The organism is Streptomyces sp. NBC_01294, assembly GCF_035917235.1.
GTDB classification, from domain to species: Bacteria; Actinomycetota; Actinomycetes; order Streptomycetales; family Streptomycetaceae; genus Streptomyces; species Streptomyces caledonius.
Genome location: NZ_CP108423.1, coordinates 2,913,676 through 2,939,648, shown reverse-complemented (window position 1 = coordinate 2,939,648; position 25,973 = coordinate 2,913,676). Strand labels below are relative to the sequence as shown.

Genomic DNA, 25,973 nt, shown 5'->3' with positions numbered 1-25,973 from the left:
CCACGCCCGGCCGGCGCACCCCGGCCGGGTGTCACATGTCGCGCAGCAGCTTGCGGACCTCCCGCGGCCGGTTGGTGATGAGCGTGTCCACCCCGAGCCGCACGCACAGCTCCACGTCCCGCGGCTCGTCCACGGTCCACACCCGTACCGACAGCCCCTTGGCCTTCAGCCGCCCCACCAGCCCCGGGTCCTGGCGCACGAGGTCGATGCCCGGGCCCGCGTGGGTCGCGTACGGCGGGCGCACCGGGCGCAGCCGCCGCTCGATCAGGTAGACGGCGGGCAGGCCGGGCGCGAGCCGGTGCAGCCGGGTCAGGGCGTTGCGGGAGAAGCTCATCACCTCGACCAGGCCGGCGGATCCGTCGGCCAGCCCGTACTCCTTGAGCATCCGGACCAGCTCGGCCTCCAGCCGCCCTCCCGCACGGGTCGGGTGCTTGGTCTCGACGGCGAGCCCGACCGGCCGGGGCGCGGCCAGCGCCTCCCGGAGCAGGTCCTCGAAGAGCAGCACCCGGGCGCCGCGGTGCTCCTCGCCCTTCCACCCGCCGAAGTCGAGGGCGCGCAGCTCCTCGTACGTCATCTCGGAGACGACCCCCCGCCCGTCGGAGGTCCGCTCCACGCGCCGGTCGTGCACGCAGACCAGCCGGTGGTCGGCGGTGAGCCGTACGTCGCATTCGAGCGCGTCGGCCCCGTCGGCGATGGCCTGCCGGTAGGCGGCGAGGGTGTGCTCGGGGTGCTCGTGGGAGGCCCCGCGGTGGGCCACCACCCGGACGGCGCGGGCGGTGCGGAGCTGCGGCTGCGTCATGCCCCAGACGTTATCCGGATGCGCGGGACGCCCCGCTACCGCATCCTGCCCGGATGGCCGAACAGCAGGTGTACGCGACCCTTCACCGCGAGCCGTGCGAGGAGTGCGTACAGGAGGAGTGCGTACAGGAGGACTGGCAGTTCATCCGGGACGGCGAGCTGCACTGGGCGGGGTACGAGCACTGTCCGCGGTACGAGGCCTACGCCTGCGACGACGGCCGGGGCGTACCGCCGCCGCGGGTCCGGGAGCGCATCGTGGCCCGCGAGGGCACGGTCCACCTGCCGGTCGGCGGGCCCGACGGGGTGCCGCTCGCGCTGCTGCGCCGGGTGTACGGGCTGAGCCTCGCCGAGGTGGCGGCCGCGCGGAAGACGGGATACCGGGCCACCCCCGTTGAGGCCCGGTACCTGCTGTCTCCGACGCAGTGACTACGACTTCGGTTGCGGGGCCAAGGGTGCCGGGGTCACCTTGAAGCCGCCCTTGGTGACCTCGGTGAAGGGGGCCGGGGCCATGCAGGTGCCCACCGTGCCCTCGGCGACCGTGCCGTCCGGCTTCACGTCGACGTTGGCGACGCCCCAGGAGAACCCGACGCGGTCCGGCTCGCCGCGCTGGCCGTCCTGGACGCTGATGCCGATCCGCCGGCCTTCCCAGCCGACGTTCGAGGTCTTGACCACGGCGGTGAGGGTGGCGGTCTTGCCGCCCGTGACCAGGCAGTCCACCTCCGCCTCGCCGGTGGCGGTGAAGCCGGACTCCGTGAAGTAGTGGGAGATGGTCACCCGGCCCCGAGCGTCCGTCGGCAGGCCCTTCTCGCCTCCCGGGGCCGGGAACGGCCTGGTCCACGGGGTCGACTCGGCGTCGACCGTGAAGCGGATGTCGTCCTTGGCGGAGTAGGGGTAGAAGATCGTGCCGCCCCCGTGCACGGAGGCGGGCTTCGCCGCGGCCTGCGCAGCCGGGGCGGCGGGGGCGGCGGGGGCGGCCGGGGCGGGGCCCGCCGCGACCAGGGTGGCCACGAGGGCGGCGGCGGTTCCGGCGAGGATGAGGGCGCGCTTGCGGTGCTTCATGGCGAACTCCCGTGTTCCAAGGGCTGTTTGGTTACGGGAAAAGCCTCGCCGGGAGCCCGCCGGCCTGCCATCTGCCGATGGGCGGATATGCCTGAGGGCCTCTCCCCCGAACGGGGGAGAGGCCCTCAGGCCGTCGCGCTACAGGCCCGGGCCGCGGACCGGGATGTGGGTGAACGTCGGCTCCGGGGCCGGATTCTGGAAGAAGTCGTTGCCCTTGTCGTCTACCACGATGAAGGCCGGGAAGTCCTCGACCTCGATCTTCCAGACCGCCTCCATGCCGAGCTCCTCGTACTCCAGGACCTCGACCTTCTTGATGCAGTCCTGGGCCAGGCGCGCCGCCGGGCCGCCGATCGAGCCCAGGTAGAAGCCGCCGTGCGTGCCGCACGCGTCCGTCACCTGCTGCGAGCGGTTGCCCTTGGCCAGCATGACCTTGGAGCCGCCCGCCGCCTGGAACTGCTCGACGTAGGAGTCCATGCGGCCGGCCGTGGTCGGGCCGAAGGAACCCGACGCGTAGCCCTCCGGGGTCTTCGCGGGGCCGGCGTAGTAGACCGGGTGGTCCTTCAGGTACTGCGGCATCTCCGCGCCCGAGTCCAGCAGCTCCTTGATCTTGGCGTGCGCGATGTCGCGCGCCACGACGAGCGGGCCGGTCAGCGAGAGCCGGGTCTTGACCGGGTGCTTGGTCAGGGTCGCCAGGATCTCGTCCATCGGCTGGTTCAGGTCGATGGAGACCACGTCCGCGGCCTCGTCGAGGTGCGAGTCCGTGGTGTCCGGCAGGAAGCGCGCCGGGTCCGTCTCCAGCTGCTCCAGGAAGACGCCCTCGGCGGTGATCTTCGCGGTGGCCTGGCGGTCGGCCGAGCAGGACACGGCGATGGCGACGGGCAGCGAGGCGCCGTGGCGCGGGAGGCGCACGACGCGCACGTCGTGGCAGAAGTACTTGCCGCCGAACTGCGCGCCGATGCCGATCTTCTGGGTCAGCTCGAAGACCTGCTGCTCCAGCGCCTCGTCGCGGAAGCCGTGGCCCAGGGGCGAGCCCTCGCGCGGCAGCTCGTCCAGGTAGTGCGCCGAGGCGTACTTCGCGGTCTTGAGCGCGTGCTCGGCGGAGGTGCCGCCGACGACGATCGCCAGGTGGTAGGGCGGGCAGGCCGCCGTACCGAGCGAGCGGATCTTCTCCTCCAGGAACTTCATCATGGAGGCCTCGTTGAGGACCGCCTTGGTCTCCTGGTAGAGGAAGGACTTGTTGGCCGAGCCGCCGCCCTTGGCCATGAAGAGGAACTTGTACGCGCCGCCGTCGGTCGCGTACAGCTCGATCTGCGCGGGCAGGTTCGAGCCGGTGTTCTTCTCCTCCCACATGGTGATCGGGGCCATCTGCGAGTAGCGCAGGTTGAGGCGGGTGTACGCGTCGTAGATGCCGCGGGAGAGGGCCGCCTCGTCACCGCCCTCGGTGAGCACGTTCTGGCCGCGCTTGCCCATGACGATCGCCGTGCCCGTGTCCTGGCACATCGGCAGGACGCCGGCCGCCGCGATGTTCGCGTTCTTCAGCAGGTCCAGGGCCACGAACTTGTCGTTCGAGGAGGCCTCGGGGTCGTCGATGATCCGGCGCAGCTGCGCGAGGTGCGCGGGGCGCAGGAAGTGCTGGATGTCGTGGATGGCCTCCTCGGCGAGCTTGCGCAGCGCCTCGGGCTCGACCTTGAGGAACGTACGGCCGTCCGCCTCGAAGGTGGACACGCCCTCGGCGGTCACCAGCCGGTAGGGGGTGGTGTCCTCGCCCAGGGGCAGCAGGTCGGTGTACGCGAACTCCGGCATTGGGGGCATTCCTCACTCGGCAGACAGCACTGACGACCAATTGGCAGTGCGGTCCACCAGCGTAGAACCTCCCGTCGGGGGCGTGTCTGTGAGGTAAGGCTCACTCGGTAGTATCGCGATCTATCGTGTCTCGCTATGCTGGGCGTCGTGGACCTGGAAAAGCACCCCGCCGCCCCCGCACCCGCCCCTGCCGAGCTGCGCGCCTCCGACGCCGACCGGGACCGGATCGCGCAGATCCTCAGCGACGCCCTCGCCGAAGGCCGGCTGACCGCCGAGGAGCATTCCGACCGCCTGGACTCGCTGTACGCCCTCAAGACGGTCGGCGAGCTGGAAGTGCTCGTACGGGATCTGCCCGCGCCCGGCGGCGTCCATGCGTCGCCCGCGTACCCGGGCCACGGCGCACCGGCCGGCGGCCCCGCGGAGACCATCGTCGCGGTGTGCAGCAGCTCCGCCCGCAAGGGCCGCTGGCGGCCCGGGGCGCACTCCCGCGCCATCTCGGTCATGGGCGACATCAACCTCGACCTCACCGAGGCGGTCTTCGAGCAGCAGGTCACCGAGATCAACGTGACCTGCATCCTGGGCAACGTGGAGGTCGTGGTCCCGGAGAACGTGACCCTGCGCGGCTACGGCAGCGGGGTCCTCGGCAATTTCGAGGTGCGCGGCGAGGGCCGCGGGGAGACCGACCCGCAGGCGCCGGTGGTGATCGTCCGGGGTTTCGCCCTGCTGGGCAACATCGAGGCGCGGCCCAAGAGGGGCGCTTTCCTGGTCGACCTGGCCCGCAAACTGCGCAAGCGCCTCGACGGCTGAAACCCGCCGGCGGGCGCGTGACGGCAGGGGGCACAGCAGGGTCTTGTTTCGGACGAACCCCGCTCGAGCCGTGGCACGCAGTGCATAGGGGGGCGTACAGCGGGTAGGGACAGGTGCGTCGTCTCTCGCTCACGTATACGTCGTCAGGAGTAGACCGTGCCGCATCCGCCGCATCAGTCCCTGCAGGTAGCCGCCGTGAAGAGCCTCCAGGGGCCTGGAGTGCGCCCGTCGGCCGTACCGAAGCCGCGGGTGCCTGCCAGGGCGGAAGACGGCCCATGGCACGCGGAGGCGGTGTGCCGCCGCGACGAGGCGGGACTCTTCTTCGCGCCCTCCAAGGAGCCGACCGCGGCCCGGCTCGCCCGCGAGGAGGCCGCCAAGCGCGTCTGCGCGCGCTGCCCCGTGATGGTCTCCTGCCGCGAGCACGCGCTGCTCCAACCCGAGCCGTACGGGGTCTGGGGCGGGCTCACCGCCGCCGAGCGCCGGGTGGTGCTGGCGCGGATGCGGCGCAGGGCCGCCGAGCTGCGCCAGGCCCCGGGGGCCGGGCCGATCGCCGCCGCGGGCTGAGCCGGTCGTCGTCGGGACGGAGCGGGGCGCTGCCGCGGGCTGAGCCGGTCGTCGGGGCGGAGCGGGTCGCTGCCGCGGGCTGAGGCGGTCGTGCCGCAGGCCGAGCCTGCCGCTGCCGCGGGCCGAGTGGGCCGCCGCCGGCCGAGCGGGTCGCCGGGCGGGCCGGGCCACGGTCCGGCGGGGTCTGCGAGGGCCTGCCGCCGCACACGAGACGGCCGGCCGCAGGCCGCGACGATCGCCGGGGCGCGGCGGATGCGTGCCGAATGCGCCGAGCCGTGTGGGCGTGGACCTGTTGCCGTACGGGTGCGTACGCGGACGTGCGAGAGGGGCGGCCCGCCGCACACGGACCGCCCCTCTTCGCGCTTCCGAGCCGGAGGCTACTGCGCGCGGTCGAAGTCGATCGCGCTGTAGGCGCGCAGCTTCGACAGGCGGTGGGTGGAGTCGATCTTCCGGATCGTGCCCGACTTCGAGCGCATGACCAGCGAGGACGTCGTCGCGGTCTCCGAGCGGTAGTGGACGCCGCGCAGCAGCTCGCCGTCGGTGATGCCGGTGGCGACGAAGAAGACGTTCTCGCCGGACACCAGGTCGTTGGTGTGCAGGACCCGGTCCAGGTCGTGGCCCGCGTCGAGGGCCTTCTGGCGCTCGGCCTCGTCCTTGGGCCACAGCTTGCCCTGGATGGTGCCGCCGAGGCACTTGATGGCGCACGCCGAGATGATGCCCTCGGGGGTGCCGCCGATGCCGAGCAGCAGGTCCACGCCGGTGCCCTCGCGCACCGCCATGACCGAGCCCGCGACGTCGCCGTCGGAGATGAACTTGATCCGGGCGCCGGTCTCGCGGATCTCCTTGACGATGCCCTCGTGGCGGGGGCGGTCCAGGATGATCACGGTGACGTCCTCGACGGCCATGTTCTTGGCCTTGGCGACGCGGCGGATGTTCACCGAGACCGGGGCGTTGATGTCGACGAAGTCGGCGGCCTCGGGGCCGGTGACCAGCTTCTCCATGTAGAAGACCGCGGACGGGTCGAACATGGTGCCGCGGTCGGCGGCGGCCAGGACGGCGATGGCGTTCGGCATGCCCTTGGCGTTCAGGGTGGTGCCGTCGATCGGGTCCACGGCGATGTCGACCTCGGCGCCGGTGCCGTCACCGACCCGCTCGCCGTTGAAGAGCATCGGGGCTTCGTCCTTCTCGCCCTCGCCGATGACGACGACGCCGTTCATCGACACGGTGGAGATCAGGGTCCGCATCGCGTTGACGGCGGCGCCGTCGGCGCCGAGCTTGTCGCCGCGCCCGACCCACCGGCCCGCGGCCATGGCGGCGGCCTCGGTGACCCGGACGAGTTCCAGGGCGAGGTTGCGGTCGGGGGCCTCCGGAGAGACCTCGAGCTGGGGCGGCAGGTTGTGCTCGGTCATCGGAGCGCACCTTTCTGTACGGCGACGGCCGGGAAGTGAGGGTGCTGGAACTCTATCGGTACGTCGACATATTGAGCAGGGCGGGTCACGTATGAGCGGAATATCGGTCAGCCGAATGTCCTGAGCGGACACCTTGCGGTCCTTGCGGGCATTCCAGCGTCCTCCCTGCGGCTCGCCGGCGCGACCCCGGCGGTGATCGCCCCCCTGCGATGCGGGACGATGGTCCCGTGGCAGGTATGAAAGGCAAGCAGACGGTTTGGGACATGGTCCGGTCGCTGGGGGTGATCGGCATCGTCGTCGCCGGGATCTACCTCTTCGTCCCCCATGACGAGAAGGCCGATCCGACGCACGCGGTCGACTACCGCGTGGAGACCATCACGGCCCGGCGCGCGGCCCCGTACCCGGTGGCCGCCCCCGTGGGCCTCCCGGAGCAGTGGCGTGCGACCTCGGTGACGTACGAGCGCAAGAACGCCGACGCCTGGCACCTGGGCTTCCTCGACCCCGACCGGCAGTACGTGGCGGTGGAGCAGTCCACGGACACCTCGGCCAAGTACCTCGCCCGGGTCACCCAGAAGGCGACGGCCACCGGGCAGACGCAGCAGGTCGGCGACACCGCCTGGGAGCGCTGGGACGGCGAGAAGTACGACGCCCTCGTGCGGCAGGGACAGGGCCACGTCACGGTCGTGACCGGGACGGCCCCCTTCGAGCAGCTCGCGGCGATGGCGGCGACGCTGGAGTTCAAGCAGGGCCGCTAGCGGCAGTGGTGGCTGCGCCTGTGGTTGTGGCTGCGGCCGTGGCGGAGGCCGCCGCGGCCGCTGCGCACGGGCGGCGAGCCGGCCCGGCCGTCACGGTGCGGTGCACGTGAAAAAGGGCCGTGCGCCCCGGGTTTCCGGGGCGCACGGCCCTTTTCACGTACGCGCTTCGGCCGATGGCCGGGTGCGCGCTCAGACGGTGGTGATGACCTCGTCGAAGGCCAGACGCGGGCCGCGCGGGTACCAGGCGTCCTCGCCCGGCTTGCCGATGTTCATGACGATCAGCGGGGTGTGGTCGTCGTCCAGGAACTCCTTCTGGAGGCCGGCGAAGTCCACACCGGTCATCGGGCCCGCGGCCAGACCGGCGGCGCGGATGCCGATGATGAAGTACGCGGCCTGGAGGGAGGCGTTCAGCACCGCGGACTGCTCGCGGGCCGGACGCTCGGAGTAGAAGAGCTCCTTGGCCTGCGGGAACGCCGGGAACAGCGCCGGGAGCTCCTCGTGGAACTCGTTGTCCGCGGAGAGGATCGCGACCAGCGGGGCGGTGGAGGTCTTGGGCTGGTTGCCCTCGGCCATGTGCTTCACCAGGCGCTCGCGGGCCTCGGCGGAGCGGACCAGGGTGATGCGCAGCGGGGTCTGGTTGAAGGCGGTGGGGCCGTACTTCACCAGGTCGTAGATCGCCTGGACCTGCTCCTCGGTGACCGGCTCGTCGGTGAACGTGTTGGCCGTGCGGGCCTCGCGGAACAGGAGGTCCTGGGCGGCGGAGTCGAGAACGAGAGACATCGGAAAGCCTTCCATGCGGAGGTGAAGCGATGTCACCGACTCTACGGCCGAAGTAGATGAATTTTCAACTAAACCCGTCCGGTGGTGAGCGGGATCACTCCTCGTCCTCGGCCGGTTCCCGCGCCGCCAGGGCCGAGTCCAGCCGGGCCCGCGCCCCCTCCAGCCAGTGCCGGCACACCTTCGCCAGCTCCTCGCCGCGCTCCCAGAGCGCGAGCGAGTCCTCCAGCGAGGTCCCGCCCGCCTCCAGCTTGCGGACGACCTCGATGAGCTCGTCGCGTGCCTGCTCGTACCCCAGCGCCGTCTCGGCCTCTGCCATTCCCTTTTCCACCCTGTGTGTGTCGTGCGGCCGACTGGTCGCGGCCGTGTGTCGCTATTCCGGAGCGACGGTCGAGGAAGACGCCTCCATGGAGGCGACCTGTTCGGAGGTGACCTGCACGGAGAAGGTGCCCTCCGCGACCCGTGCGCGCAGCACCTCGTCAGCCGAGACCTCCTGCGGGGAGCGCACCACATGGCCGTCGGCCCGCTGCAGTACGGCGTACCCGCGCTCCAGGGTCGCGGCCGGGGACAGCGCCACCACCCGGGCGAGAGTGTGGGCGAGCTCGGAGTCGGCCCGGTCCAGCAGGTGCCCCAGCGTGCGCCGGCTGCGTGCCAGCAGCGCGTCCAGCTCGTCCTCCCGGATCTCCACCATCCGCTGCGGGTGGACGAAGACCGGCCGGGCCAGGGCGTGCGCGAGCCCCCGCTCCTCCCGGTCGAGCAGCCCGCTCACCGCGCGCAGCCCCCGGGCCTGCAGCTGGCGTACGCGCTCCAGCTCCTCGCCCACGTCCGGGACCACCTTCTTCGCCGCGTCCGTGGGAGTGGAGGCCCGCACGTCCGCGACCAGGTCCAGCAGCGGGGAGTCGGGCTCGTGGCCGATCGCCGAGACCACCGGGGTGCGGGCGGCCGCGACCGTCCGTACAACCTCCTCGTCGGAGAAGGGCAGCAGGTCCTCGACGCTGCCGCCGCCGCGCGCCACGATGATCACGTCGACCTCGTCCAGGGCGTCGAGCTCCTTGACCGCCCGGACCACCTGGGGCACCGCGTTCACCCCCTGCACGGCGACGTTGCGCACCTCGAAGCGGACCGCAGGCCAGCGGCGCCGGGCGTTCTCCAGTACGTCGCGCTCGGCGGCCGAGGCCCGGCCCACCACCAGCCCGATCAGCTGCGGCAGGAAGGGCAGCGGCTTCTTGCGGTCCAGCGCGAAGAGCCCCTCGGCGGCCAGGGACCGCTTGAGCCGCTCCAGCCGGGCCAGGAGCTCCCCGATGCCGACCGGCCGTATCTCGGTGGCCCGCAGGGACAGCTGCCCGCGGGGGGCGTACCACTCCGGCTTGGCCAGCAGGACGACGCGTGCGCCCTCCGAGACCACGTCCGCGACCTCGTCGTAGACCTGGCGGAAGCAGGTCACGCTGACCGAGATGTCGTGCGACGGGTCGCGCAGCGTCAGGAAGACCACCCCCGCCCCCGGCCGCCGCGAGAGCTGGGTGATCTGCCCCTCCACCCACACCTGGCCGAGCCGCTCGATCCAGCCCCCGATGAGCCGGGACACCTGGCCTACCGGCAGCGGCGCCTCGGCCGACGTATTCAGACCCATGGACGCAGGCTATCCGGCCCGACTGACAGCGTCTCAGGCTCCGGTACCGGTGTCGGCCCCGGGAAGCCCGGCCGGACCACTGCCGGGGCCCTTGTCCGGGGTGCCGCGGGGTTCCCGACCGGGGCCGTCACCGGGCCTCGCGTCAGGGCCGCTGCCGGGCCCCTAGTGTCTGCCGCCGGGGCCCCGCGGGGTCGCCGCCGGGCCGCTCGTCCGGCCCACCTTGGGGCCCCTCGGGTCCGCCCCCGGGCCCCGCGGCCGGGCCGTCGCCGCCAGGACCCTCGGGGCGGCCGCGGCGCCCGCGCTGGGCGAAGAGCACCGCCAGGCCCGCCGCCAGCCAGACCGCGCCCACCAGCTGGGCCTCCCACGAGGCCTCGACGATCACCGCGACCGTCACCGCCGCGCCCAGCACCGGGATCACCAGGTGCTTCCACCAGTTCGGCGGGCCCTCCCGCCGCTTGACCACGAACCAGCCCACCACCGACGCGTGCAGCAGGGTGAAGGCCACCAGCGCCCCGACGTCCACGACGGACACCAGGTGGTCCAGCCCGTCGTCGCGCCGGGCCGCCCACACGGCGGCGATCAGCGTGATGACGGCCGCCACCAGCAGCGCGGGCCGCGGGGTCCCGTCCGAGGTCCGGGCGAGGGCGCGCGGCAGCCGCCGTTCCCGGGCCATCGCGAACACCAGCCGGCCGGCCGCCGCCTGCCCGGCCAGCGCCGCGAAGGCCGCCCCGATCGCCTTGCTGGCCGCCACCAGGTCGTGCAGCCAGGTGCCGACCGAGGATTCCACCGCGTTGTAGAAGGCCGGGCCCTGCCGCACCGGATCGGCCGCCAGCTCCGCCGCGGACACGGGCATCAGCAGCGCCGCCAGATAGCTCTGGGCGATGAACAGCACCCCGGCCAGCGCCAGGCAGAACAGCACCGCCCGCGCCACGCGCTCCGATCCCCCCGTCACCTCCTCGGCGAAGGAGGCGATCGCGTCGAAGCCGAGGTAGGAGAGGACCGCGACCGACACCGCGCCCAGCACCGCGGCGACGCTGAAGCCGAGCGAGCCGTCGCCGGTCAGCGGCGAGAGCCAGCCGCGCCGCGCCCCGTCCCGGACCAGGACGGTCACCGCGGCGACCAGGAAGACGAGGAGGACGAGGACCTCCATGGCCAGCACGGCGAAGCCCACGCGCGCTGCCGCCCGTACGCCCCACAGGTTCAGCAGGGTGGTGACCGCGACCGCGAGAGCCGTCCACACCCACCCGGAGACCTCCGGCACGAGCGCGTTCATCGCGATCCCCGAAAAGAGGTACGCGACCGCCGGGATCAGCAGGTAGTCGAGCATCGCCATCCACCCGGCGATCAGCCCGGGCCCCTCGCCCAGGCCCTTGCGGGCGTAGGTGAAGACCGAGCCGGCCTGCGGGGCGACCCGCACCATCTGGGCGTAGGAGAAGGCCGTGAAGGCCATCGCGACGGGCGCGGCGAGGTAGACGAGGGCGACGGCGCCGTGCGATTTGGCGTCCAGCGTGCCGAAGACCCCCACCGGCGCCATCGGCGCGATGAAGAGCAGCCCGTAGACGACCAGGTCCCGGAAGCCGAGAGTCCGCCGCAGCGCCGTGGGCGCCGCCCCACTGGAATCCGTCACGGACGCCATCCGTCCTCCGGGCGATGGGGGAGACAGGCTTTCGGGCAAGTGTGTGCAGTACGGGGGACGCCCGGCCTCCCGGAGACCCCCGTACGATGGAGCCCATGACTGCTGCCGCCCCCGCTCCTGCTTCCCGCCGTGTCCTGCTCGCCGCGCCCCGCGGCTACTGCGCGGGCGTGGACCGAGCCGTGATCGCCGTCGAGAAAGCCCTTGAGCAGTACGGTGCGCCGGTCTACGTCCGTCACGAGATCGTGCACAACAAGTACGTCGTCCAGACGCTGGAGAAGAAGGGCGCCATCTTCGTCGAGCGGACGGAGGAGGTCCCCGAGGGCTCCATCGTGATGTTCTCCGCGCACGGCGTGGCGCCGGTGGTGCACGAGGAGGCCGCGCGCGGCAAGCTCGCGACGATCGACGCGACCTGCCCGCTGGTCACCAAGGTGCACAAGGAAGCCATCCGGTACGCGAGCGAGGACTTCGACATCCTCCTCATCGGCCACGAGGGCCACGAGGAGGTCATCGGCACCTCCGGCGAGGCCCCGGACCACATCACGATCGTCGACGGCCCGGACGACGTCGCGGCCGTCCAGGTGCGCGACGAGTCGAAGGTCGTCTGGCTGTCGCAGACCACCCTCTCGGTCGACGAGACGATGGAGACGGTCGACGCGCTGAAGCAGAAGTTCCCGCTGCTGGTCTCGCCGCCGAGCGACGACATCTGCTACGCCACCTCCAACCGGCAGGCCGCGGTCAAGGTGATGGGCGCCGACTCCGACCTGGTCATCGTGGTCGGCTCGAAGAACTCCTCGAACTCGATCCGGCTGGTCGAGGTCGCGCTCGACGCGGGCGCGCGCGCCGCGTACCTGGTCGACTTCGCGAGCGAGATCGACGAGGCCTGGCTGGAGGGCGTCACCACCGTCGGCCTCACCTCGGGCGCCTCGGTGCCGGAGGTCCTGGTCGAGGAGGTCCTGGAGTGGCTCGCGGCGCGTGACTACGTCGACGTGGAGATCGTCAAGACCGCCGAGGAGTCGATCGTCTTCTCGCTGCCGAAGGAACTGCGACGCGACCTGCGCGCGGAGGCTGCCGAACTGGTCGCCGACAAGTAACTCGTTTCGTACGGTATGTCCATGCAGATCTTCGGCGTGGACATCGGCGGATCCGGGATCAAGGGCGCTCCCGTTGACCTGGAACGTGGCGACCTGACTCAGGAGCGCCACAAAGTACTGACACCGCAGCCGGCCACCCCCGACGGGGTGGCCGGCTGCGTCGTCGAGGTGGTGCGCCACTTCGGCTGGGACGGCCCGGTCGGGGTCACGTTCCCGGGCGTGGTCACGGGCGGCACCATCCGTACGGCGGCCAACATGGACGGCGCGTGGGTCGGCGCCGAAGCGGCGACGCTGCTGGCGCGCGAGCTGGGCGGCATGCCGGTCACGGTCCTGAACGACGCGGACGCGGCGGGGGTCGCGGAGATGACGTACGGGGCCGGGCGCGGGCGCGGCGGCACGGTCATCCTGCTCACGCTGGGGACGGGCATCGGCAGCGCCCTGTTCACGGACGGGCGGCTGGTCCCGAACAGCGAGCTCGGGCACCTGGAGCTGCACGGCCACGACGCGGAGACCCGGGCGTCGGTGAAGGCCAAGGAAGACGGGGAGCTCACGTGGGAGCGGTGGGCCCGCCGGGTCCAGAAGTACCTCGTGCACGTGGAGATGCTGTTCTCCCCGGACCTCTTCATCATCGGCGGTGGCGTCAGCCGCAAGCCGGAGAAGTTCCTGCCCCTGATCGAGGGCGTCCGGGCGGAGATCGTCCCGGCGAAGCTGCAGAACAACGCGGGCATCGTGGGGGCGGCGATGGCGGCGAGGCCGGCGAAGGGCTAGGGCTAGGGCTCGGGCTAGGGCTCGGGCGAGGGCTCGGGCTAGGGCTCGGGCGGGGCCGGCGCGGAGGGGAAGGCCGTACGCGGGAGGAAGTCGCGGGATGGGGCGGGAGCGGTTCCGGCGCGGTTCGGGGCAGCTCCGGGGGGTTCCGGGGCGGGTCGGGGGCGGTTCCGGGGCGGTCAGGTCACTGGGCGACGCCGCGCCGGGGCAGCCGCCGTCGGCCGATGAGCACGGCCTTGCGCACGACCGCGATCAGGGCCGCGACCAGCGTTCCCGCGTACAGCCAGCCGGCGTGCAGCGACAGAGCGGACACCAGCCCCATCAGCTGCCCGCCGAAGCCGCCGGAGCCGCCCGAGATGGGCCACACTCCGGCGGCGAAGGCGATGGGGACGCTGATCGGCGCGGTGATCAGGTCGGCCGGCCGCACCCAGAGGGCGGTGGCGGCCGCGACGGGCAGGAAGAGCAGCCCGTAGACGAAGATCGAGGAGCCGAAGAGCAGCCAGCAGATCCCGGCGACCAGCACCATGGCGGCGCACGCGAACAGCCCGCCGCCGAGCCCGGTCAGCCGGGGCCGGGGCATGCGCCGCGCGAGCGCGGGCCGCGGGGCGCCGCCGCCCTGGGCGGGCACCGCCGGGGCCCGGGTCCCCCTTCGCTGGGCCGGGGGTCGCTGCGGGTGAGGCGCCGGTCGCGTCCTGTATTGCTCCACGTCACCAAACTAGGCGGGAAGGCAGTCGTATCGGGCCCCGGACACGCGTACATCCACCGCCACTCATCGGAAAGTAAACTGTCCGACGGCCCACTCCCGGGCCGCCGCCCCCTCCAGCTACGGGAAGTCGCCAACGTGTCGCTCACGATCGGAATCGTCGGCCTGCCGAATGTCGGCAAGTCGACCCTGTTCAACGCCCTGACCAAGAACGACGTGCTGGCGGCCAACTACCCGTTCGCCACCATCGAGCCGAACGTCGGCGTCGTCGGCGTCCCGGACCAGCGCCTGGCCGTCCTCGCCGGCATCTTCGGATCGCAGCGGGTCCTCCCGGCGACGGTCGACTTCGTCGACATCGCGGGCATCGTGCGCGGCGCGTCGGAGGGTGAGGGCCTGGGCAACAAGTTCCTCGCGAACATCCGCGAGTCGGACGCCATCTGCCAGGTCATCCGCGCCTTCAAGGACGAGAACGTCGTCCACGTCGACGGCAAGGTCTCGCCGAAGGACGACATCGAGACGATCAACACCGAGCTGATCCTCGCCGACCTCCAGTCCATCGAGAAGGCGGTGCCGCGCCTGACGAAGGAGTCCCGCCTCCAGAAGGAGAAGGTCGCGGTCCTCGCCGCCGTCGAGAAGGCCCAGAAGATCCTCGAGGAGGGCCACACGCTCTTCTCCCGCGGGATCACGAAGGGCACGGAGCAGGGCGACCTCCTCCACGAGCTCCACCTCCTCACCACGAAGCCGTTCCTCTACGTCTTCAACGTGGACGAGGACGAGCTGACGGACGACGCCTTCAAGGCGGAGCAGTCCGCCCTGGTCGCCCCGGCCGAGGCCATCTTCCTGAACGCCAAGCTGGAGGCGGACCTCGTCGAGCTGGACGACGAGGAGGCCCTCGAGCTCCTCCAGTCGGTCGGCCAGGACGAGCCGGGCATGGCCACCCTGGGCCGCGTCGGCTTCACCACGCTGGGCCTGCAGACCTACCTGACGGCCGGCCCGAAGGAAACCCGCGCCTGGACGATCAAGCAGGGCGCGACCGCCCCCGAGGCGGCCGGCGTGATCCACACCGACTTCCAGCGCGGCTTCATCAAGGCCGAGGTCATCTCCTTCGCGGACCTGGTCGCCTGCGGCTCGGTCGCCGAGGCCCGCTCCAAGGGCAAGGCCCGCATGGAGGGCAAGGACTACGTCATGCAGGACGGCGACGTGGTCGAGTTCCGCTTCAACGTCTGAGCGGATGAAATAACACCACGTCGCTGACGTGGCACATATGCAGGTCAGAAGGGGTCGGACTCTGGCGAGTCCGGCCCCTTCGTTGTTACCGTGCTGGATGTTCTGACGTAGAGTCAGGGGCAATCAGGTCTCGTGAACGGTGGACCGGTGCCCCACGTGAACGACCCAGACCACCAGTTCCCCGTTGTCGATCGTGTAGACGACGCGGTAGTCGCCGACGCGCAGGCGCCGACGTTCGGGCTGGGACACCAGCGCGGTGCTGTTGAAGCCGAGAGGGTCGGTCTCCAACTCGGTCAGCTTGGCGAGGATGCGCAGCGCCATGTCGCGGGGGATCTTCCGAAGCTCGGCCTGCGCCTCGTGGTGGATAGTCGTTCGGCCCGCGCGAGGGTTCGTACCTGCTGCGCTTCCCGGCGAACGCCCGGCGGTTGCTCAAGGCGTACGAGAACGCGCTGGCGAACATCAACGTGTTGGAGCGCGAGCTGATCGATCCGGACTCGGCGGACGCGGGTGCGGGTGCCGCGTGAGGCTTGTCTTCGAGGATCAGGGCTGCGAGGGGGACGTCACGGCGCTGTCGGGTGGGCGCGGCGCCAGAAGACGGGGAGCCACCAGCAGAGCGCCGAGCGGTCGTCGGGCCACGGGACGTGGTCCTCGGCTTCCCAGTCCTCGAAGGAGTCGCGCGTCGGGTCGATGGGGCGCCAGGCGGGGTCGAGCGGCTCGTCCTCGGCCGGAGGGCGGACGTACTGCCGGCCGTGCTGGTCGCAGGCGCCGAAGTCCTGGTAGTTGAGCTGGGCCTCGATGAGGGAGACCTTGTTGGCGCCGCCGGGCATGGTCGGCCAGCGGAACTGGATCCCGTCGTCCTCCCAGAAGCAGACCGGGCAGATCGAGTAGGAGCCCGGCATGGCGTCCAGCACGCGGTGGCCGCAGCAGGGACAGGGGAAACGGCTGGTCATCAGCTCAGTCTTGCCCACGGGCGAACAGCGCGCTACGGAATTCGGATCCGTGGAGGGTGGTCCCGGTTCGGCGGCGCTGCCCGGACTCTGAGAGGTTCCGGGACGATGGCTACCGCTACCGCAGGGGGTGGCGTTCGTAGTCCCGCTCGGGTGCCGTGAAGCTCAGGCCGTTCTCGTCGAGTGCGTTGAAGACGGTGACGCGGCCCTGGCGGAAGACGAACGCGACGGCCACCATCCCCTGCGCCGCATCGTCGCCACGCCACTCCAGCAGCTCGATGTCCTGCAGCGCTTGGCCCTGGAGCGACGCCAGCTCCGGCACCGCATCGTGGCGCCAGCGCAGGTCGAACCCCGGCCAGTGGGCGGACCCGCGCGGCGCGAGGGTGTTCCAGCTCAGCGCGATGTCATCGAACTTCTGGTGCTGGATCTCGATCTGCTCCCCGCCGAAGTCGAGCAGCACGGGAGCGTCGGCGAACCACGCGTCCTCCTCGACGTCCCACAGCAGCCAGGCCCGTGTCAGGGTCCTCCCGGCGAGCGCGCGCAGGCGGTCGCCGTGGCCGGCGGTGATCGCGGCACGGCCGTGCAGCCACTGGGGGGCGTGGGTCTCGATGTCGAAGTCGAACACCCGAGCATTGTGCCGGGGGAGCGGCCCGGCGCCCGGACCGGCTACAGCCAGGGCGCCAGATCGAGTTCGGCCGGAGGGCTCGGCGGTGGGTCGACGCGGGTGCCCGCTTCCGCGGTCCTGGCCCAGCGGCGCAGCTCCAGGACGTAGCCGACCAGGAGCCTTCGCTGCTCTCGCTCGATCGTCAGCTCACGATCCATTCGATCGGTGATCGCGATGAAATCCGCCCGCCGGTTCGATGCGCGCGATTGCGACCACGTCAGTACGCCCACGACGAGTGCGGCACAAGCGGCGCCCCATGCTCCCCACTCCATGTCACGCCCTCCAGGGCCGCAGCTCGAGGACGGCGTCCCCCAGGCTCACCTCGTACCGCCCGTGGCGGAGTCGGCCGAGCCGGGTGCCGCTCACCCCCACCGTCGGGTCGGTCAAGGCCGTGGCGAGATCTTCAGGGTAGGGATAGCCGGTCCACTGCAGTTCCCAGTGGTCACCCGTCCCCCACAGCCTTCGCTGGACGCCTTCTCGGAAGGGGAGGCGTTCCTCTCGGAGATCTCCCGTCGACTGCCCGCAGCGCGGTGGTGTACTTCGAACCGCTCAGCGAAGCTGCGTTGCGCACGGCACGCTTGCGCGCACTGTCCTTTACCATCCCGGCCTCCAGGGCAGAGTGCGCTCCCGCCCACACCGGCCCCTGACAGGGAACGACGATGGCATGCGCGAGCCTGAGGCCCTTGTCCGTCACGACCGAGGCATGTGCGGGAGATGCGCCTAGGTCGGAGTTCGGCGCACGCATGCCGCCGATGACGGCAGCTTAACCCAAACGTGCTTGCGTACGTGGGTGGTTGGCGGTGCGGGTGGCTTTGAAGTGTCGCCCGATCGCCGGGGAAGTGTTTTGCAGTGCAAGGTAGTTGGTGACTATCTTGTACCGCATGACAAAGGGACTGGATGCGACCGGTGACCAGCGGCGCAGTCAGCTCCTGCGCGGGGTGCTCGACCTGTGTCTGCTGTCGCTGATCGCCGAACGGCCGCGGTACGGATTCGAGTTCGCCGAGGCGCTCGCCGACAGTGGGCTGGAGCTCGTCAGTGACGGCAGCATCTATCCGCTGCTCGCCCGGATGGAGCGGGCGGGGCTCGTCTCCTCGTACCGCGCCCCGTCGCCCAGCGGCGGGGCCCCGCGCAAGTACTACCGCCTGACCGAGGCGGGGCGCGCCGAACTGAGCGGGGGCCGGGCCGACTGGCAGGCCTTCGCCGGGCAGGTGGGCCGCATCCTGACCGGCACCGAATCCACGGGGGAAGCCACACCATGACGAACGCGCAGATACTCGCGGCCTGCCGCAGCAACTGGGAGTACCGGGGGGTCGACGACGCGTCCGTGCGCGAGATGCTCGACGAGCTCTCCGCGCACCTGGAGGACGCGGAGGCGGCCGGCCGTACGGCGCAGGACGTCGTCGGCCGGGACGTCCGGACGTTCGCCGCGTCCTGGGCGCGGGCGCGCGCCCCGCTCTCCCGCCGCGCGCTGCGCACGGTCTGCCTGAGCAGCCTCGCGCTCGGCAGTGTCCTGCTGATCTCGTACCTGCCCCGATGGACCACCGAGCTGGACGTGACGGCTCGCTTCATCGCCTTCTGGGTGGCCATCGGTGCGGTGACGGTCGCCTGGGAGCTGCGGCGGGGCAGCATGCGCATGCTTGAGAGCTGGGGGGTCGGCCTCGCCGTCGGCCTGCCCGTGATGGTGCTCGCCGACTGGCTGGTGGGTGACGGGGCGCTGTTCACGCTGCCGTTGTGGGTCGTGCCGTTCCTGCTGCTGCCCGGCCTGCCGTACGCCGTCGCCGACCTGCGTGCCAGGAAGAGTCGCCTTGATGGTGGTGTTGGTTGAGGAGGTGGCCCTGAGTCCACAGTCTGGTCAACTCTGGCTTGAGCAGCGGTATGCCCGCGCGCGTCCCGGGCCCGTCGCTCTTTGCGGACAGGGCCCGGGCCGGCGCCGCCGCCGGGGTCAGAGGCCGCGGACCGAGGCGATCGTGAAGGTGGTGGGGGTGCCCGAACCGGGGGACAAGGGGCCGCCCTTGTCGAACTGCGAGCGGACCACCAGCGTGCGGCCCGGAGTGTGGGCGAGGGTCGTGGGGATCTGCAGGGACGGGTCCGTGATCGTGCGGGTCAGCCGTCCGCGGGTGCCGTCCGCGGTGAGCCGCCAGCGGGTCAGCGTGTTGCTGACGTTGTGCGCCACGCGCAGGGTGCCGTCGGGGGAGAGGTCGAGGCCGTCGGCGGCCTTCAGGTCGCCGCCGGTGAGGGCGACGCGGCGGATGGCGCCCGTGCGCAGGTCGACGCGGTAGAGGTCGCCCGCCGTCATGTCGACGGTGAGGAGGTAGCGGCCCGCCCGGTCGGAGACGATGCCGTTGAGGTTGAAGGCGCCCGCCGGCCGTGGGCGCAGGGCCGGGGTGAGGTCGTAGGCCTCGGTCAGGACGCCGCTGCCGGCGGCCAGCTGCTCCGGGCCCACGCGGTAGATCACGCCGCGGATGCTGTCCGTCAGGTACGCGGCGCCGTCCGGGGTGAGGGTCAGGTCGTTGACGAAGTGGGCGGGGGCCCCGTCGGCCACCTCGAAGTGGGCCAGGCGGGCCCCGGTGGAGGTGTCGTAGACCGCGACGCCGGTGGTGGAGTCCGTGACCCACAGGCGGCCGAGGGCGTCGACCCGCAGGCCGTTCGCCGTGCGGCGGCCGTCGGTGCCGGAGGGGAGGAACACCTCCGCCTCGGGCCGGCCGGGGCGGGCCCGGTAGACGGTGCCGTCCGCGTACGAGCCGACGTAGACCGTACGGGTGCGGGGGTCCGTGGCGATGCCCTCGGGGTAGACCTTTGCGCCGGGTATCGCGAAGGCCGTGGATATCCGGGCGTCGGCCGCCGGGGCCTTCGCCTGTGCCGGAGCCGCTCCGAGGGTGAGGACCGCCGCCAGGGTCAGGGTCAGGGTCCCGGTCGCGGTCATGGGAACGGTCGGGGTCGTCGTCTTCTTTGCAGCGCGCAGCATCAGGTGCCCTCTACTGTGTGGGTGAAGGCGAATGTATGTTAGAGCTCTAATGCATGCAAGAGTCGTAGGATGCGGGGATGACGTCCATGGCCCCCGAGGAGCGCATCGGCTCGCACCTCAAGCGCGCTGAGCAGGCGCTTCTCGCTGCGAAGAACGCTGCGTGCAAGCCGGCCGCAGTAACGGTTCCGCAGTACGCCGCGCTCCTCTGGCTGGCCGAGAAGCCCGGCGTCTCCGCCGCCGCGCTCGCACGGCTGTGCGGGGTGACGCCGCCGACCATGAACACCGTGCTGAAGAACCTCCAGGAGCGCGGGCTCATCGAGCGGACCCCGCACGCATTGCACCGCAACGTGCTGGAGACCCGGCTCACGGACGAGGGGCGCGCGGCGATGGAGCTGGCGGACTCCGGGGCGGTGCGGGTGGAGCGGGCGCTCGCCGCCGCATTCACCGGGGAGGAGCGGGAGTTGCTCATCCGGCTGCTCGGGCGCTGCGCGGAGGTGCTCGACGCCCAGCGCTAGCTCCGCGCATCGCCCGGCGCCGGCCCCGCGCTGACCCCGCGCCGGCCCCGCGCGTTCCGCTGGGCTTCCCCTCATGTTTTTGCCGGCATTTGGAACTGTGCGGGGGATTCGCGCATCAGGACTAGGGGATGCCCAGCCGTTCTGCCCTCGGGGGCAGTCAAGACCGTTCGGAGCGAAGTTCGTGCACCAGTACCCGCAGCGCCCGCGGCCTGATGACCAGCCGTCGTACCAGGAGTACCCGCCCCAGGGCCAGGGCCAGGGCCACCACCAGCAGCAGCCGTACCAGGGGCAGCAGGGGCAGCAGCAGTATCAGGAGTACCAGGACTACCCGGGGCAGCCGCCGTACCAGCCGCAGCACCAGTACCAGCACTACGGCGAGCAGCCCCCGCACGCCGGGCCCCCCTCCGGCCCGCCCGGCACCGCCGAGCCCCCGCAGCCCAAGCGGTCCCGGCGCCGAATATGGATCAGCGCGGTGGTCGCCCTCGCGCTCCTGCTCGGCGGTGGCGGTTTCGCCGCCTGGAAGCTCGACTGGTTCTCCGGCAACGGCGAGGCCGTGAGCTTCGGCAAGACCCCGCCCCCGGCCAACGGGAAAACCGACCCGGCCGCACCGGCGACCGAGGCCAAGCCCTCCGGCGACCCGGACGTGCTCATGCCGACCGGCCCGAAGTCCGACTTCAAGCAGACGACCAAGCTCGACGACGGAACGATCATCGCCAAGACCCGCCTCGCGGGCGCGAAGTCCGGCTTCGAGGGCGACGTATGGGTGTGGGCGCCCAAGGAGTACGACGACCCGAAGTACGCCAAGAGCGGCTTCCCGGTCCTCATCGCGCTCCCCGGCGGCAACGGCTTCCCGGCCAACTACTGGTCCGACCGCAGCCTCGGCCTCCAGAAGGCCATCAGCGAGGGCGTCCAGGCCGGTACCAGCCTGCCGTTCGTCGTGATCATGCCGGTGCTCAACCCGGACAACAAGTACTACTACGACGGCTCCGACATCCCCGGCCAGGCCAAGATGGGCACGTGGATCGCCGAGGACGTCCCGGCCTTCGCCAAGGCCAACTTCCGTACGTACAAGTCCCGTGACGGCTGGGCCTTCATGGGCTCCTCGTCCGGCGCCTTCGTCGGCATGAAGACGGTCCTGCAGCACCCGGACAAGTTCAAGGCCGTGATCGCCAGCGGCGGCGAGATCGTCCCCGACTCCCCGCTCTGGAAGGGCCACCAGGCGGAGATGGACGCGAACAACCCCGAGAAGCTCGCCAAGAAGCTGATCGACGGCAAGGGCCCCGAGGTCTACATCAACTTCCAGATCGGCACGAAGGAGAGCGGGAGGGAGCGGATGACGAAGTTCCAGGAGCAGTACGGCAAGGGACCCGTCAAGACCACCATCCGCGACATCCAGAACGGCGAGCACAATGGCTGGCACTACGTCCGGGGAATGAAGGAAGGCTCACTGGAGTGGGTCAGCAAGGTCCTGAAGGCCCCGAAGCCCGACGCCGGCTGACCGGGCCGGTGAGGCGCACCGGCCGTCACGTGGTGCTCGCCACGTCCCGCCAGTCTCAGGCAACCCATCCCGTCGTTCATACCTCTGTAAGGGGTGTAAGGGGGACCGATCGGTCCGACCCGCGCTCCGAGGTGAGCGCCGGAGAAGGAACGGGACAAAACCGTGCAGCATGACCAGCAAGGCGACGGCAGCCCCATGACCCAGGGCAGCCGTCGCCCCCACCGCCTGCGCCTGCTTCTGATCAGCGGCGGGCTCGCGCTCACCCTCGCCGGGGGCGGCGCGGCGGCGTACAAGTTCGGCCTCTTCTCGGACATAGGGGATCCGGTCGCCTTCGGGAAGGTCCAGGACAAGACCGCGACGGCCGCCACCGCCGCCGAGGTTCCGCCGGAGGTGCTCATGCCCACCGGGCCGGCGGCCCAGTTCGTCCGCACCAACCGGCTGCCCGACGGCACGCAGATCGCCAAGACCACCCTCACGGGCAAGAAGTCCGGATTCACGGGCGACGTGTGGGTGTGGGTGCCCAAGGAGTACGACGACCCGAAGTACGCCAAGAGCGGCTTCCCGGTCCTGATCTCCCTGCCCGGCGGCCGCGGCTACCCGACGAACTACTGGGGGACGGGCCCCGGCCTCGGCCTCCAGAAGGCCGTGAGCGACGGGGCCCAGGCCGGGACGAGCCTGCCCTTCATCCTCGTCATGCCGGTGATCAACGGCGACACCAAGCACCACTTCGACGGCTCGGACATCCCCGGCCAGCCCAGGATGGGCACCTGGATGGCCGATGACGTCCCGGATTTCACGAAGGCCAATTTCCGCACCTTCACCTCCCGCGACGGCTGGGCTTTCATGGGCTCCTCCTCGGGCGGCTTCGGCGCCTTCAAGCACGTCCTGAAGCACCCCGACCGGTTCAAGGCGGCCATCGCGAGCGGGGTCGACATCGTCCCCGACTCCCCGCTGTGGCAGGGGAACACGCAGGCCATGGACGGGGACAACCCCGAGAAGCTTGCCGACAAGCTGATCAAGGCGGGCGGCCCGGACGTCTACGTCAACTTCCAGATCGGCACCGCGGAGACCGGCCGCGAGAAGGCCGAGAAGTTCATGAAGGAGTACGGCAAGGGCCCCGTGCACACCAGGCTGCAGGTGATCCAGGATGGTGAGCACAACGGAAAGTCCTACGTGCGCGGCATGAGGGAGGGCTCCCTGGAGTGGATCAGCAAGGTGATGAAGGCACCGACACCCGCCCCCGGCGTGCAGTGAGCACGGTGGTGAAGGGGGCATCCGCGGCCGCCGCCGCGGGGATCGCCGCGGTGTGCGCCGTCGCGTTCCTCAAGGCGCCGGGCGAGCGGCCCGTGCTCCCCTTCCCCACCGTCGGAGTGCTCATGGCGGGCGGCGAGCACTGGTGCACGGCGAGCGTCGTCGACAGCCCGAAGGGCAACGTCGTCGCCACCGCCGCGCACTGCGTGGCCCCCGCGGGCGAGGACGGGCAGCCGGGCGAGGTCGCCCACGACGGCCTGGCCATCGGCGAGCTCTCCTTCGCCCCGGCCTTCTCCGGCGAGGGCGCCGGCACCCAGCCGCTGGGGGTGTGGAAGGTCCGCTCGATCCACGTGGACGACCGCTGGACGAAGTGGGGCGAGGACACGGCCGACTTCGCCTTCCTCACCGTCGCGCCGGACGAGGACGGGCGCAGCCTGCAGGACGCCGTCGGCGGCGGCGCCGAGGCCCCGGAGCCCGAATGGACCTCCGGGTACCAGCGGGACGTGACCGTCGTCGGCTACCCGGAGTCCGAGCACAACCCGCAGAACAAGCCCGTCTCCTGCACGACGCAGACCCGCCACGACGAGGACGACCCCGACATGCTCTACATGAGCTGCGCGGGCTTCTGGACGGGGACCAGCGGCAGCCCCTGGATCGCCGACCGGGGCGGGCCCGAGCACGCCGGGCGGCTGATCGGCGTACTGAGCGGCGGGGACACGGACGTGGACTCCACGGCCGCGCTGTTCGACGAGCACGCGAAGGCGCTGTACGAGCGGGCGGCGCGGGGCTGAGCGGGCCAGCCCGAGCGGGGCTGCGCGGGCTGACCGCCCGGCCGCCTCCCGGCCCTCACCGCCCTCCCCGCCCTCACCTCTTCGTGCGCTCCGTGCTGACGATCACGCCGACCGCCGCCACGACGATCCCGCCGCCCACCACGATCGGCCAGGTCAGGGCCTCGTCGAGGATCAGCGCGCCGAGCGCGACGGCGACGACCGGATTGACGTACGCGTACGTGGACACCAGCGACAGCGGCGCGGCCTGGAGCAGCCACACGTACGCCGTGAATCCGACGAGCGAGCCGAACAGGACGAGGTAGCCGAGGGCCAGCCAGGAGGCGGTGGAGAAGGCCGCCGGGTCCAGGCCGCGCTGCTCGCCGCGCAGCAGGCCGACGACCACCGCGGCCGCTCCGCCGGCGAGCATCTGGTACGCGCTGCCCGTGAACGGGTTGCTCGGCAGCGTCAGCTTCGATGCGGAGAACGAGCCCAGCGACCACAGCACCGACGCCACCACCACCATCAGCACCCCCGACAGGCGCACCGCGCCGCTGAGCCCGGGACTGGTCAGCACCGCGAGCCCGGCCAGGCCGACCAGCACCCCGCCCAGCGTGCGCGGCGGGGGCCGGTCCCCGGTGCTCGCCCGCAGCACCACCACCCACATCGGCACCGCTGCCACCAGCAGGGCGGCCAGGCCGGACGGCACCGAGGTCTCGGCGAGGACGACCAGGCCGTTGCCGCCGAGGATCAGCAGCAGGCCGACGAGGGTCGCCGAGCCGAGCTGCGCACGGGTGGCGATGAGCGCGGCCGGCCCGTACCGCCAGGCGACGACGCCGGCCAGCAGCAGGCCGGCGGTGATGAAGCGGGCTCCGGCGGAGAGGAACGGCGGCATGGTCTCGACGACGATCCGGATGCCGAGGTAGGTCGATCCCCAGACGACGTAGACGAGGGCGAGGGCGGTCCACACCGCGCCGCTGATCTTGCCGCGCGGGGTGGCGGTGGCCTTGCCGTCCACCGGGGTCGAGGTGCTCATGCCGGGATCCTAAGGTCGTTGGCCCATGCAGGCTTCTGGGTGTCTCAGCCCTTGAGCAGGCTGTTCAGGTCGCCGTAGGGGAGGGAGTGCGCGAGCGCTCCGTAGGAGCCGGCGGAGATCAGCTCCTCGGCGGCGCGGCGGACCACGGCGTACGCGGCTTCGGCGACCCAGGAGCCGAGGCTGACGCGGGACACGCCGAGGGCGCCGAAGGCGGAGACGGACGGGGCGTCGGGGCCGAGGAGGATGTTGAGGGGGGCGTCGATGCCCTTGGCGAGCTCGGCGACCGTGTCCGGGTCGAGCACGCCGGGCACGAAGATGCCGGTGGCTCCCGCCCGGAGGTAGGCGACGGCGCGGGTCAGGGTCTCGTCGAGGCGGGTGGAGGGGTCGCCGATGCCCCTGAGGTGCGTGTCGATGCGGGCGTTGATGTAGAGCGGGACCCCGGCGGCGTCGGCCGCGGCGCGGGCCGCGGCCAGGCGCTCGACCTGCTCGGCGGGGTCGCGGTGGCCGTCCTCGATGTTGATGCCGACCGCGCCGGCGGCGAGGACCCCGGTGACGGTCTCGCCGACGGCGGCCGGGTCGGCGCCGAAGCCGCCCTCGATGTCGGCGGTGACGGGGACGGAGACGGCGGCGGCCACGCGGGCGATCAGATCGAGGGCCCGGTCGCGGGCGAGCGAGTCCCCGTCGGGGGAGCCGAGGGACCAGGCGACACCGGCGCTGGTGGTGGCGACGGCGGGGGCGCCGGTGGCCTCGACGATGCGGGCGCTGGCGACGTCCCAGGCGTTGGCGAGGGCGAGGGGGTTGGTGGGGGTGTGCAGGGCCGTGAACGCGGTGGCTTTGGCGGCGAGATCAACGTTGGTGGTCATGCGGCCAGTTCACCAGACCGGGCGGGCCCGGGCTCGCGGATTTCCGACATGTAGGTGGGCCCCCGCCCCACACCCCGCGCCTCAATCGCCGGCGGGGCTGAAAGATCGGGGCTCCGCCCCGGACCCCGCGCCTCAAACGCCGGCGGGGCTGGGGAGTGCCGGCGGTGCTGGGATGGGGGCGGCGGGGCTGAAAGATCGGGGCTCCGCCCCGGACCCCGCGCCTCAAACGCCGGCGGGGCTGGGAGAGTGCCGGCGGGGCTGGATAGGGCCGGCGGGGCTGGATAGGGGTGGAGTGCGGGCGCGGAGCGCCGTTCGTGAGGGGTGGGCGGGCGGCATCAGCCAAATCAAGCCCCGCCGGCGATTGAGGCGCGGGGTCTGGGGCAGAGCCCCAGCAGCGGTGGCGCAGGGGACCATGGCCTGGAGCCCCACCCGGGATCACGGCG

The 25,973-nt window shown here is 71.7% G+C and carries 29 protein-coding genes and 1 pseudogene; 14 read left to right on the top strand and 16 right to left on the bottom strand.

From position 1 onward, the window contains the following. Positions 1–31 precede the first annotated feature (31 nt). Positions 32–799: a glycerophosphodiester phosphodiesterase gene (locus OG534_RS12955; protein ID WP_326588232.1), complete on the bottom strand. Its 768-nt coding sequence runs from the start codon at positions 797–799 to the stop codon at positions 32–34. A 53-nt stretch (positions 800–852) separates the two neighbouring features. Here OG534_RS12955 and OG534_RS12950 point away from each other — a divergent pair, with 53 nt between their 5' ends. Beyond that, positions 853–1,224, top strand: a complete 372-nt coding sequence (locus tag OG534_RS12950) for a hypothetical protein (RefSeq protein WP_326588231.1) — start codon at positions 853–855, stop codon at positions 1,222–1,224. On the opposite strand, the gene OG534_RS12945 is transcribed toward OG534_RS12950, so the two are convergent. Together OG534_RS12945 and OG534_RS12940 are read right to left on the bottom strand one after the other, a co-directional pair. Then, on the bottom strand, positions 1,225–1,857 hold the full coding sequence (locus OG534_RS12945) for a hypothetical protein (RefSeq protein ID WP_326588230.1): 633 nt from the start codon (positions 1,855–1,857) through the stop codon (positions 1,225–1,227). It lies immediately after the preceding gene. A 138-nt stretch (positions 1,858–1,995) separates the two neighbouring features. Further along, positions 1,996–3,660, bottom strand: coding sequence for a fumarate hydratase (locus OG534_RS12940; RefSeq protein ID WP_326588229.1), 1,665 nt, complete (start codon positions 3,658–3,660; stop codon positions 1,996–1,998). A gap of 147 nt (positions 3,661–3,807) precedes the next feature. On the opposite strand from OG534_RS12940, the gene OG534_RS12935 reads away from it, so the two are divergent. After that, a complete protein-coding gene (locus tag OG534_RS12935; protein ID WP_326588228.1) occupies positions 3,808–4,467 on the top strand; it encodes a DUF1707 SHOCT-like domain-containing protein in 660 nt (219 codons plus the stop codon). Positions 4,468–4,623: 156 nt separating this feature from the next. Next, the gene (locus OG534_RS12930) at positions 4,624–5,031 is read left to right on the top strand and encodes a WhiB family transcriptional regulator (protein WP_374775628.1); all 408 of its coding nucleotides are present in this window, start codon (positions 4,624–4,626) and stop codon (positions 5,029–5,031) included. 377 nt (positions 5,032–5,408) lie between these two features. Here the strand turns inward: OG534_RS12930 and glpX are convergent, their stop codons facing one another. Next, positions 5,409–6,440 carry a class II fructose-bisphosphatase gene (glpX, locus tag OG534_RS12925; protein WP_326588226.1) on the bottom strand — a complete coding sequence of 344 codons (1,032 nt, stop codon included), beginning with the start codon at positions 6,438–6,440 and terminating at the stop codon, positions 5,409–5,411. A gap of 236 nt (positions 6,441–6,676) precedes the next feature. On the opposite strand from glpX, the gene OG534_RS12920 reads away from it, so the two are divergent. Beyond that, positions 6,677–7,195, top strand: a complete 519-nt coding sequence (locus OG534_RS12920) for a DUF4245 domain-containing protein (RefSeq protein ID WP_326593585.1) — start codon at positions 6,677–6,679, stop codon at positions 7,193–7,195. 189 nt (positions 7,196–7,384) lie between these two features. Here the strand turns inward: OG534_RS12920 and OG534_RS12915 are convergent, their stop codons facing one another. The 4 genes from OG534_RS12915 to OG534_RS12900 all read right to left on the bottom strand — a co-directional run bounded on the left by OG534_RS12915 (position 7,385) and on the right by OG534_RS12900 (position 11,238). Then, the gene (locus OG534_RS12915) at positions 7,385–7,975 is read right to left on the bottom strand and encodes a malonic semialdehyde reductase (RefSeq protein WP_326588225.1); all 591 of its coding nucleotides are present in this window, start codon (positions 7,973–7,975) and stop codon (positions 7,385–7,387) included. A gap of 94 nt (positions 7,976–8,069) precedes the next feature. Further along, the gene (locus tag OG534_RS12910; RefSeq protein WP_326588224.1) at positions 8,070–8,291 is read right to left on the bottom strand and encodes an exodeoxyribonuclease VII small subunit; all 222 of its coding nucleotides are present in this window, start codon (positions 8,289–8,291) and stop codon (positions 8,070–8,072) included. A gap of 54 nt (positions 8,292–8,345) precedes the next feature. Further along, positions 8,346–9,602 carry an exodeoxyribonuclease VII large subunit gene (gene xseA / locus OG534_RS12905; RefSeq protein WP_326588223.1) on the bottom strand — a complete coding sequence of 419 codons (1,257 nt, stop codon included), beginning with the start codon at positions 9,600–9,602 and terminating at the stop codon, positions 8,346–8,348. 142 nt (positions 9,603–9,744) lie between these two features. Next, positions 9,745–11,238: an APC family permease gene (locus tag OG534_RS12900; protein ID WP_326588222.1), complete on the bottom strand. Its 1,494-nt coding sequence runs from the start codon at positions 11,236–11,238 to the stop codon at positions 9,745–9,747. A gap of 86 nt (positions 11,239–11,324) precedes the next feature. Here OG534_RS12900 and OG534_RS12895 point away from each other — a divergent pair, with 86 nt between their 5' ends. Continuing rightward, positions 11,325–12,329 (top strand): 4-hydroxy-3-methylbut-2-enyl diphosphate reductase, encoded by a 1,005-nt coding sequence (locus tag OG534_RS12895; RefSeq protein ID WP_326588221.1) that lies wholly within the window; start codon positions 11,325–11,327, stop codon positions 12,327–12,329. Between the two features lie 21 nt (positions 12,330–12,350). Continuing rightward, the gene (gene ppgK / locus OG534_RS12890; RefSeq protein ID WP_326588220.1) at positions 12,351–13,097 is read left to right on the top strand and encodes a polyphosphate--glucose phosphotransferase; all 747 of its coding nucleotides are present in this window, start codon (positions 12,351–12,353) and stop codon (positions 13,095–13,097) included. Positions 13,098–13,278: 181 nt separating this feature from the next. On the opposite strand, the gene OG534_RS12885 is transcribed toward ppgK, so the two are convergent. Further along, on the bottom strand, positions 13,279–13,674 hold the full coding sequence (locus OG534_RS12885) for a DUF6542 domain-containing protein (RefSeq protein WP_326593583.1): 396 nt from the start codon (positions 13,672–13,674) through the stop codon (positions 13,279–13,281). A gap of 261 nt (positions 13,675–13,935) precedes the next feature. Between OG534_RS12885 and ychF the strand changes: the two genes are divergently transcribed. Further along, positions 13,936–15,024 carry a redox-regulated ATPase YchF gene (gene ychF / locus OG534_RS12880; protein ID WP_326588219.1) on the top strand — a complete coding sequence of 363 codons (1,089 nt, stop codon included), beginning with the start codon at positions 13,936–13,938 and terminating at the stop codon, positions 15,022–15,024. Between the two features lie 123 nt (positions 15,025–15,147). Here ychF and OG534_RS12875 read toward each other — a convergent pair whose 3' ends face one another. Continuing rightward, complete coding sequence (locus OG534_RS12875) at positions 15,148–15,390, bottom strand: type II toxin-antitoxin system RelE family toxin (protein ID WP_326593581.1); 243 nt, start codon at positions 15,388–15,390, stop codon at positions 15,148–15,150. A 14-nt stretch (positions 15,391–15,404) separates the two neighbouring features. Between OG534_RS12875 and OG534_RS12870 the strand changes: the two are divergent. After that, a pseudogene (locus tag OG534_RS12870) lies at positions 15,405–15,548 on the top strand (type II toxin-antitoxin system prevent-host-death family antitoxin); the annotation flags it as partial. Positions 15,549–15,584: 36 nt separating this feature from the next. Here OG534_RS12870 and OG534_RS12865 read toward each other — a convergent pair. The 3 genes from OG534_RS12865 to OG534_RS12855 form a co-directional block, all read right to left on the bottom strand. Next, entirely contained in the window at positions 15,585–15,974 is a 390-nt protein-coding gene (locus tag OG534_RS12865; RefSeq protein WP_326588218.1) for a CPCC family cysteine-rich protein, read from the bottom strand. 115 nt (positions 15,975–16,089) lie between these two features. Beyond that, positions 16,090–16,596 (bottom strand): hypothetical protein, encoded by a 507-nt coding sequence (locus OG534_RS12860; RefSeq protein WP_326588217.1) that lies wholly within the window; start codon positions 16,594–16,596, stop codon positions 16,090–16,092. A 41-nt stretch (positions 16,597–16,637) separates the two neighbouring features. Then, the gene (locus OG534_RS12855; protein ID WP_326588216.1) at positions 16,638–16,793 is read right to left on the bottom strand and encodes a hypothetical protein; all 156 of its coding nucleotides are present in this window, start codon (positions 16,791–16,793) and stop codon (positions 16,638–16,640) included. Positions 16,794–17,516: 723 nt separating this feature from the next. On the opposite strand from OG534_RS12855, the gene OG534_RS12850 reads away from it, so the two are divergent. Both OG534_RS12850 and OG534_RS12845 read left to right on the top strand, forming a co-directional pair. Beyond that, a complete protein-coding gene (locus OG534_RS12850) occupies positions 17,517–17,894 on the top strand; it encodes a PadR family transcriptional regulator (protein ID WP_326588215.1) in 378 nt (125 codons plus the stop codon). Next, complete coding sequence (locus OG534_RS12845) at positions 17,891–18,460, top strand: hypothetical protein (protein WP_326588214.1); 570 nt, start codon at positions 17,891–17,893, stop codon at positions 18,458–18,460. Before OG534_RS12850 ends, OG534_RS12845 begins: the two co-directional genes overlap by 4 nt. Positions 18,461–18,577: 117 nt before the next feature. Here the strand turns inward: OG534_RS12845 and OG534_RS12840 are convergent, their stop codons facing one another. Further along, positions 18,578–19,600 (bottom strand): SMP-30/gluconolactonase/LRE family protein, encoded by a 1,023-nt coding sequence (locus OG534_RS12840; protein WP_326588213.1) that lies wholly within the window; start codon positions 19,598–19,600, stop codon positions 18,578–18,580. 77 nt (positions 19,601–19,677) lie between these two features. On the opposite strand from OG534_RS12840, the gene OG534_RS12835 reads away from it, so the two are divergent. The 4 genes from OG534_RS12835 (at position 19,678) to OG534_RS12820 (ending at position 23,655) form a co-directional block, all read left to right on the top strand. Continuing rightward, complete coding sequence (locus OG534_RS12835) at positions 19,678–20,115, top strand: MarR family winged helix-turn-helix transcriptional regulator (RefSeq protein WP_326588212.1); 438 nt, start codon at positions 19,678–19,680, stop codon at positions 20,113–20,115. A gap of 181 nt (positions 20,116–20,296) precedes the next feature. Beyond that, a complete protein-coding gene (locus tag OG534_RS12830) occupies positions 20,297–21,613 on the top strand; it encodes an alpha/beta hydrolase (RefSeq protein ID WP_442807079.1) in 1,317 nt (438 codons plus the stop codon). Between the two features lie 162 nt (positions 21,614–21,775). After that, on the top strand, positions 21,776–22,867 hold the full coding sequence (locus tag OG534_RS12825) for an alpha/beta hydrolase (RefSeq protein WP_326588211.1): 1,092 nt from the start codon (positions 21,776–21,778) through the stop codon (positions 22,865–22,867). 8 nt (positions 22,868–22,875) lie between these two features. After that, positions 22,876–23,655 (top strand): trypsin-like serine peptidase, encoded by a 780-nt coding sequence (locus OG534_RS12820; RefSeq protein WP_326588210.1) that lies wholly within the window; start codon positions 22,876–22,878, stop codon positions 23,653–23,655. Positions 23,656–23,728: 73 nt separating this feature from the next. On the opposite strand, the gene OG534_RS12815 is transcribed toward OG534_RS12820, so the two are convergent. Next, complete coding sequence (locus OG534_RS12815) at positions 23,729–24,667, bottom strand: EamA family transporter (protein ID WP_326588209.1); 939 nt, start codon at positions 24,665–24,667, stop codon at positions 23,729–23,731. Between the two features lie 44 nt (positions 24,668–24,711). Continuing rightward, positions 24,712–25,530, bottom strand: a complete 819-nt coding sequence (locus OG534_RS12810; protein WP_326588208.1) for an isocitrate lyase/PEP mutase family protein — start codon at positions 25,528–25,530, stop codon at positions 24,712–24,714. Positions 25,531–25,973 lie beyond the last annotated feature (443 nt).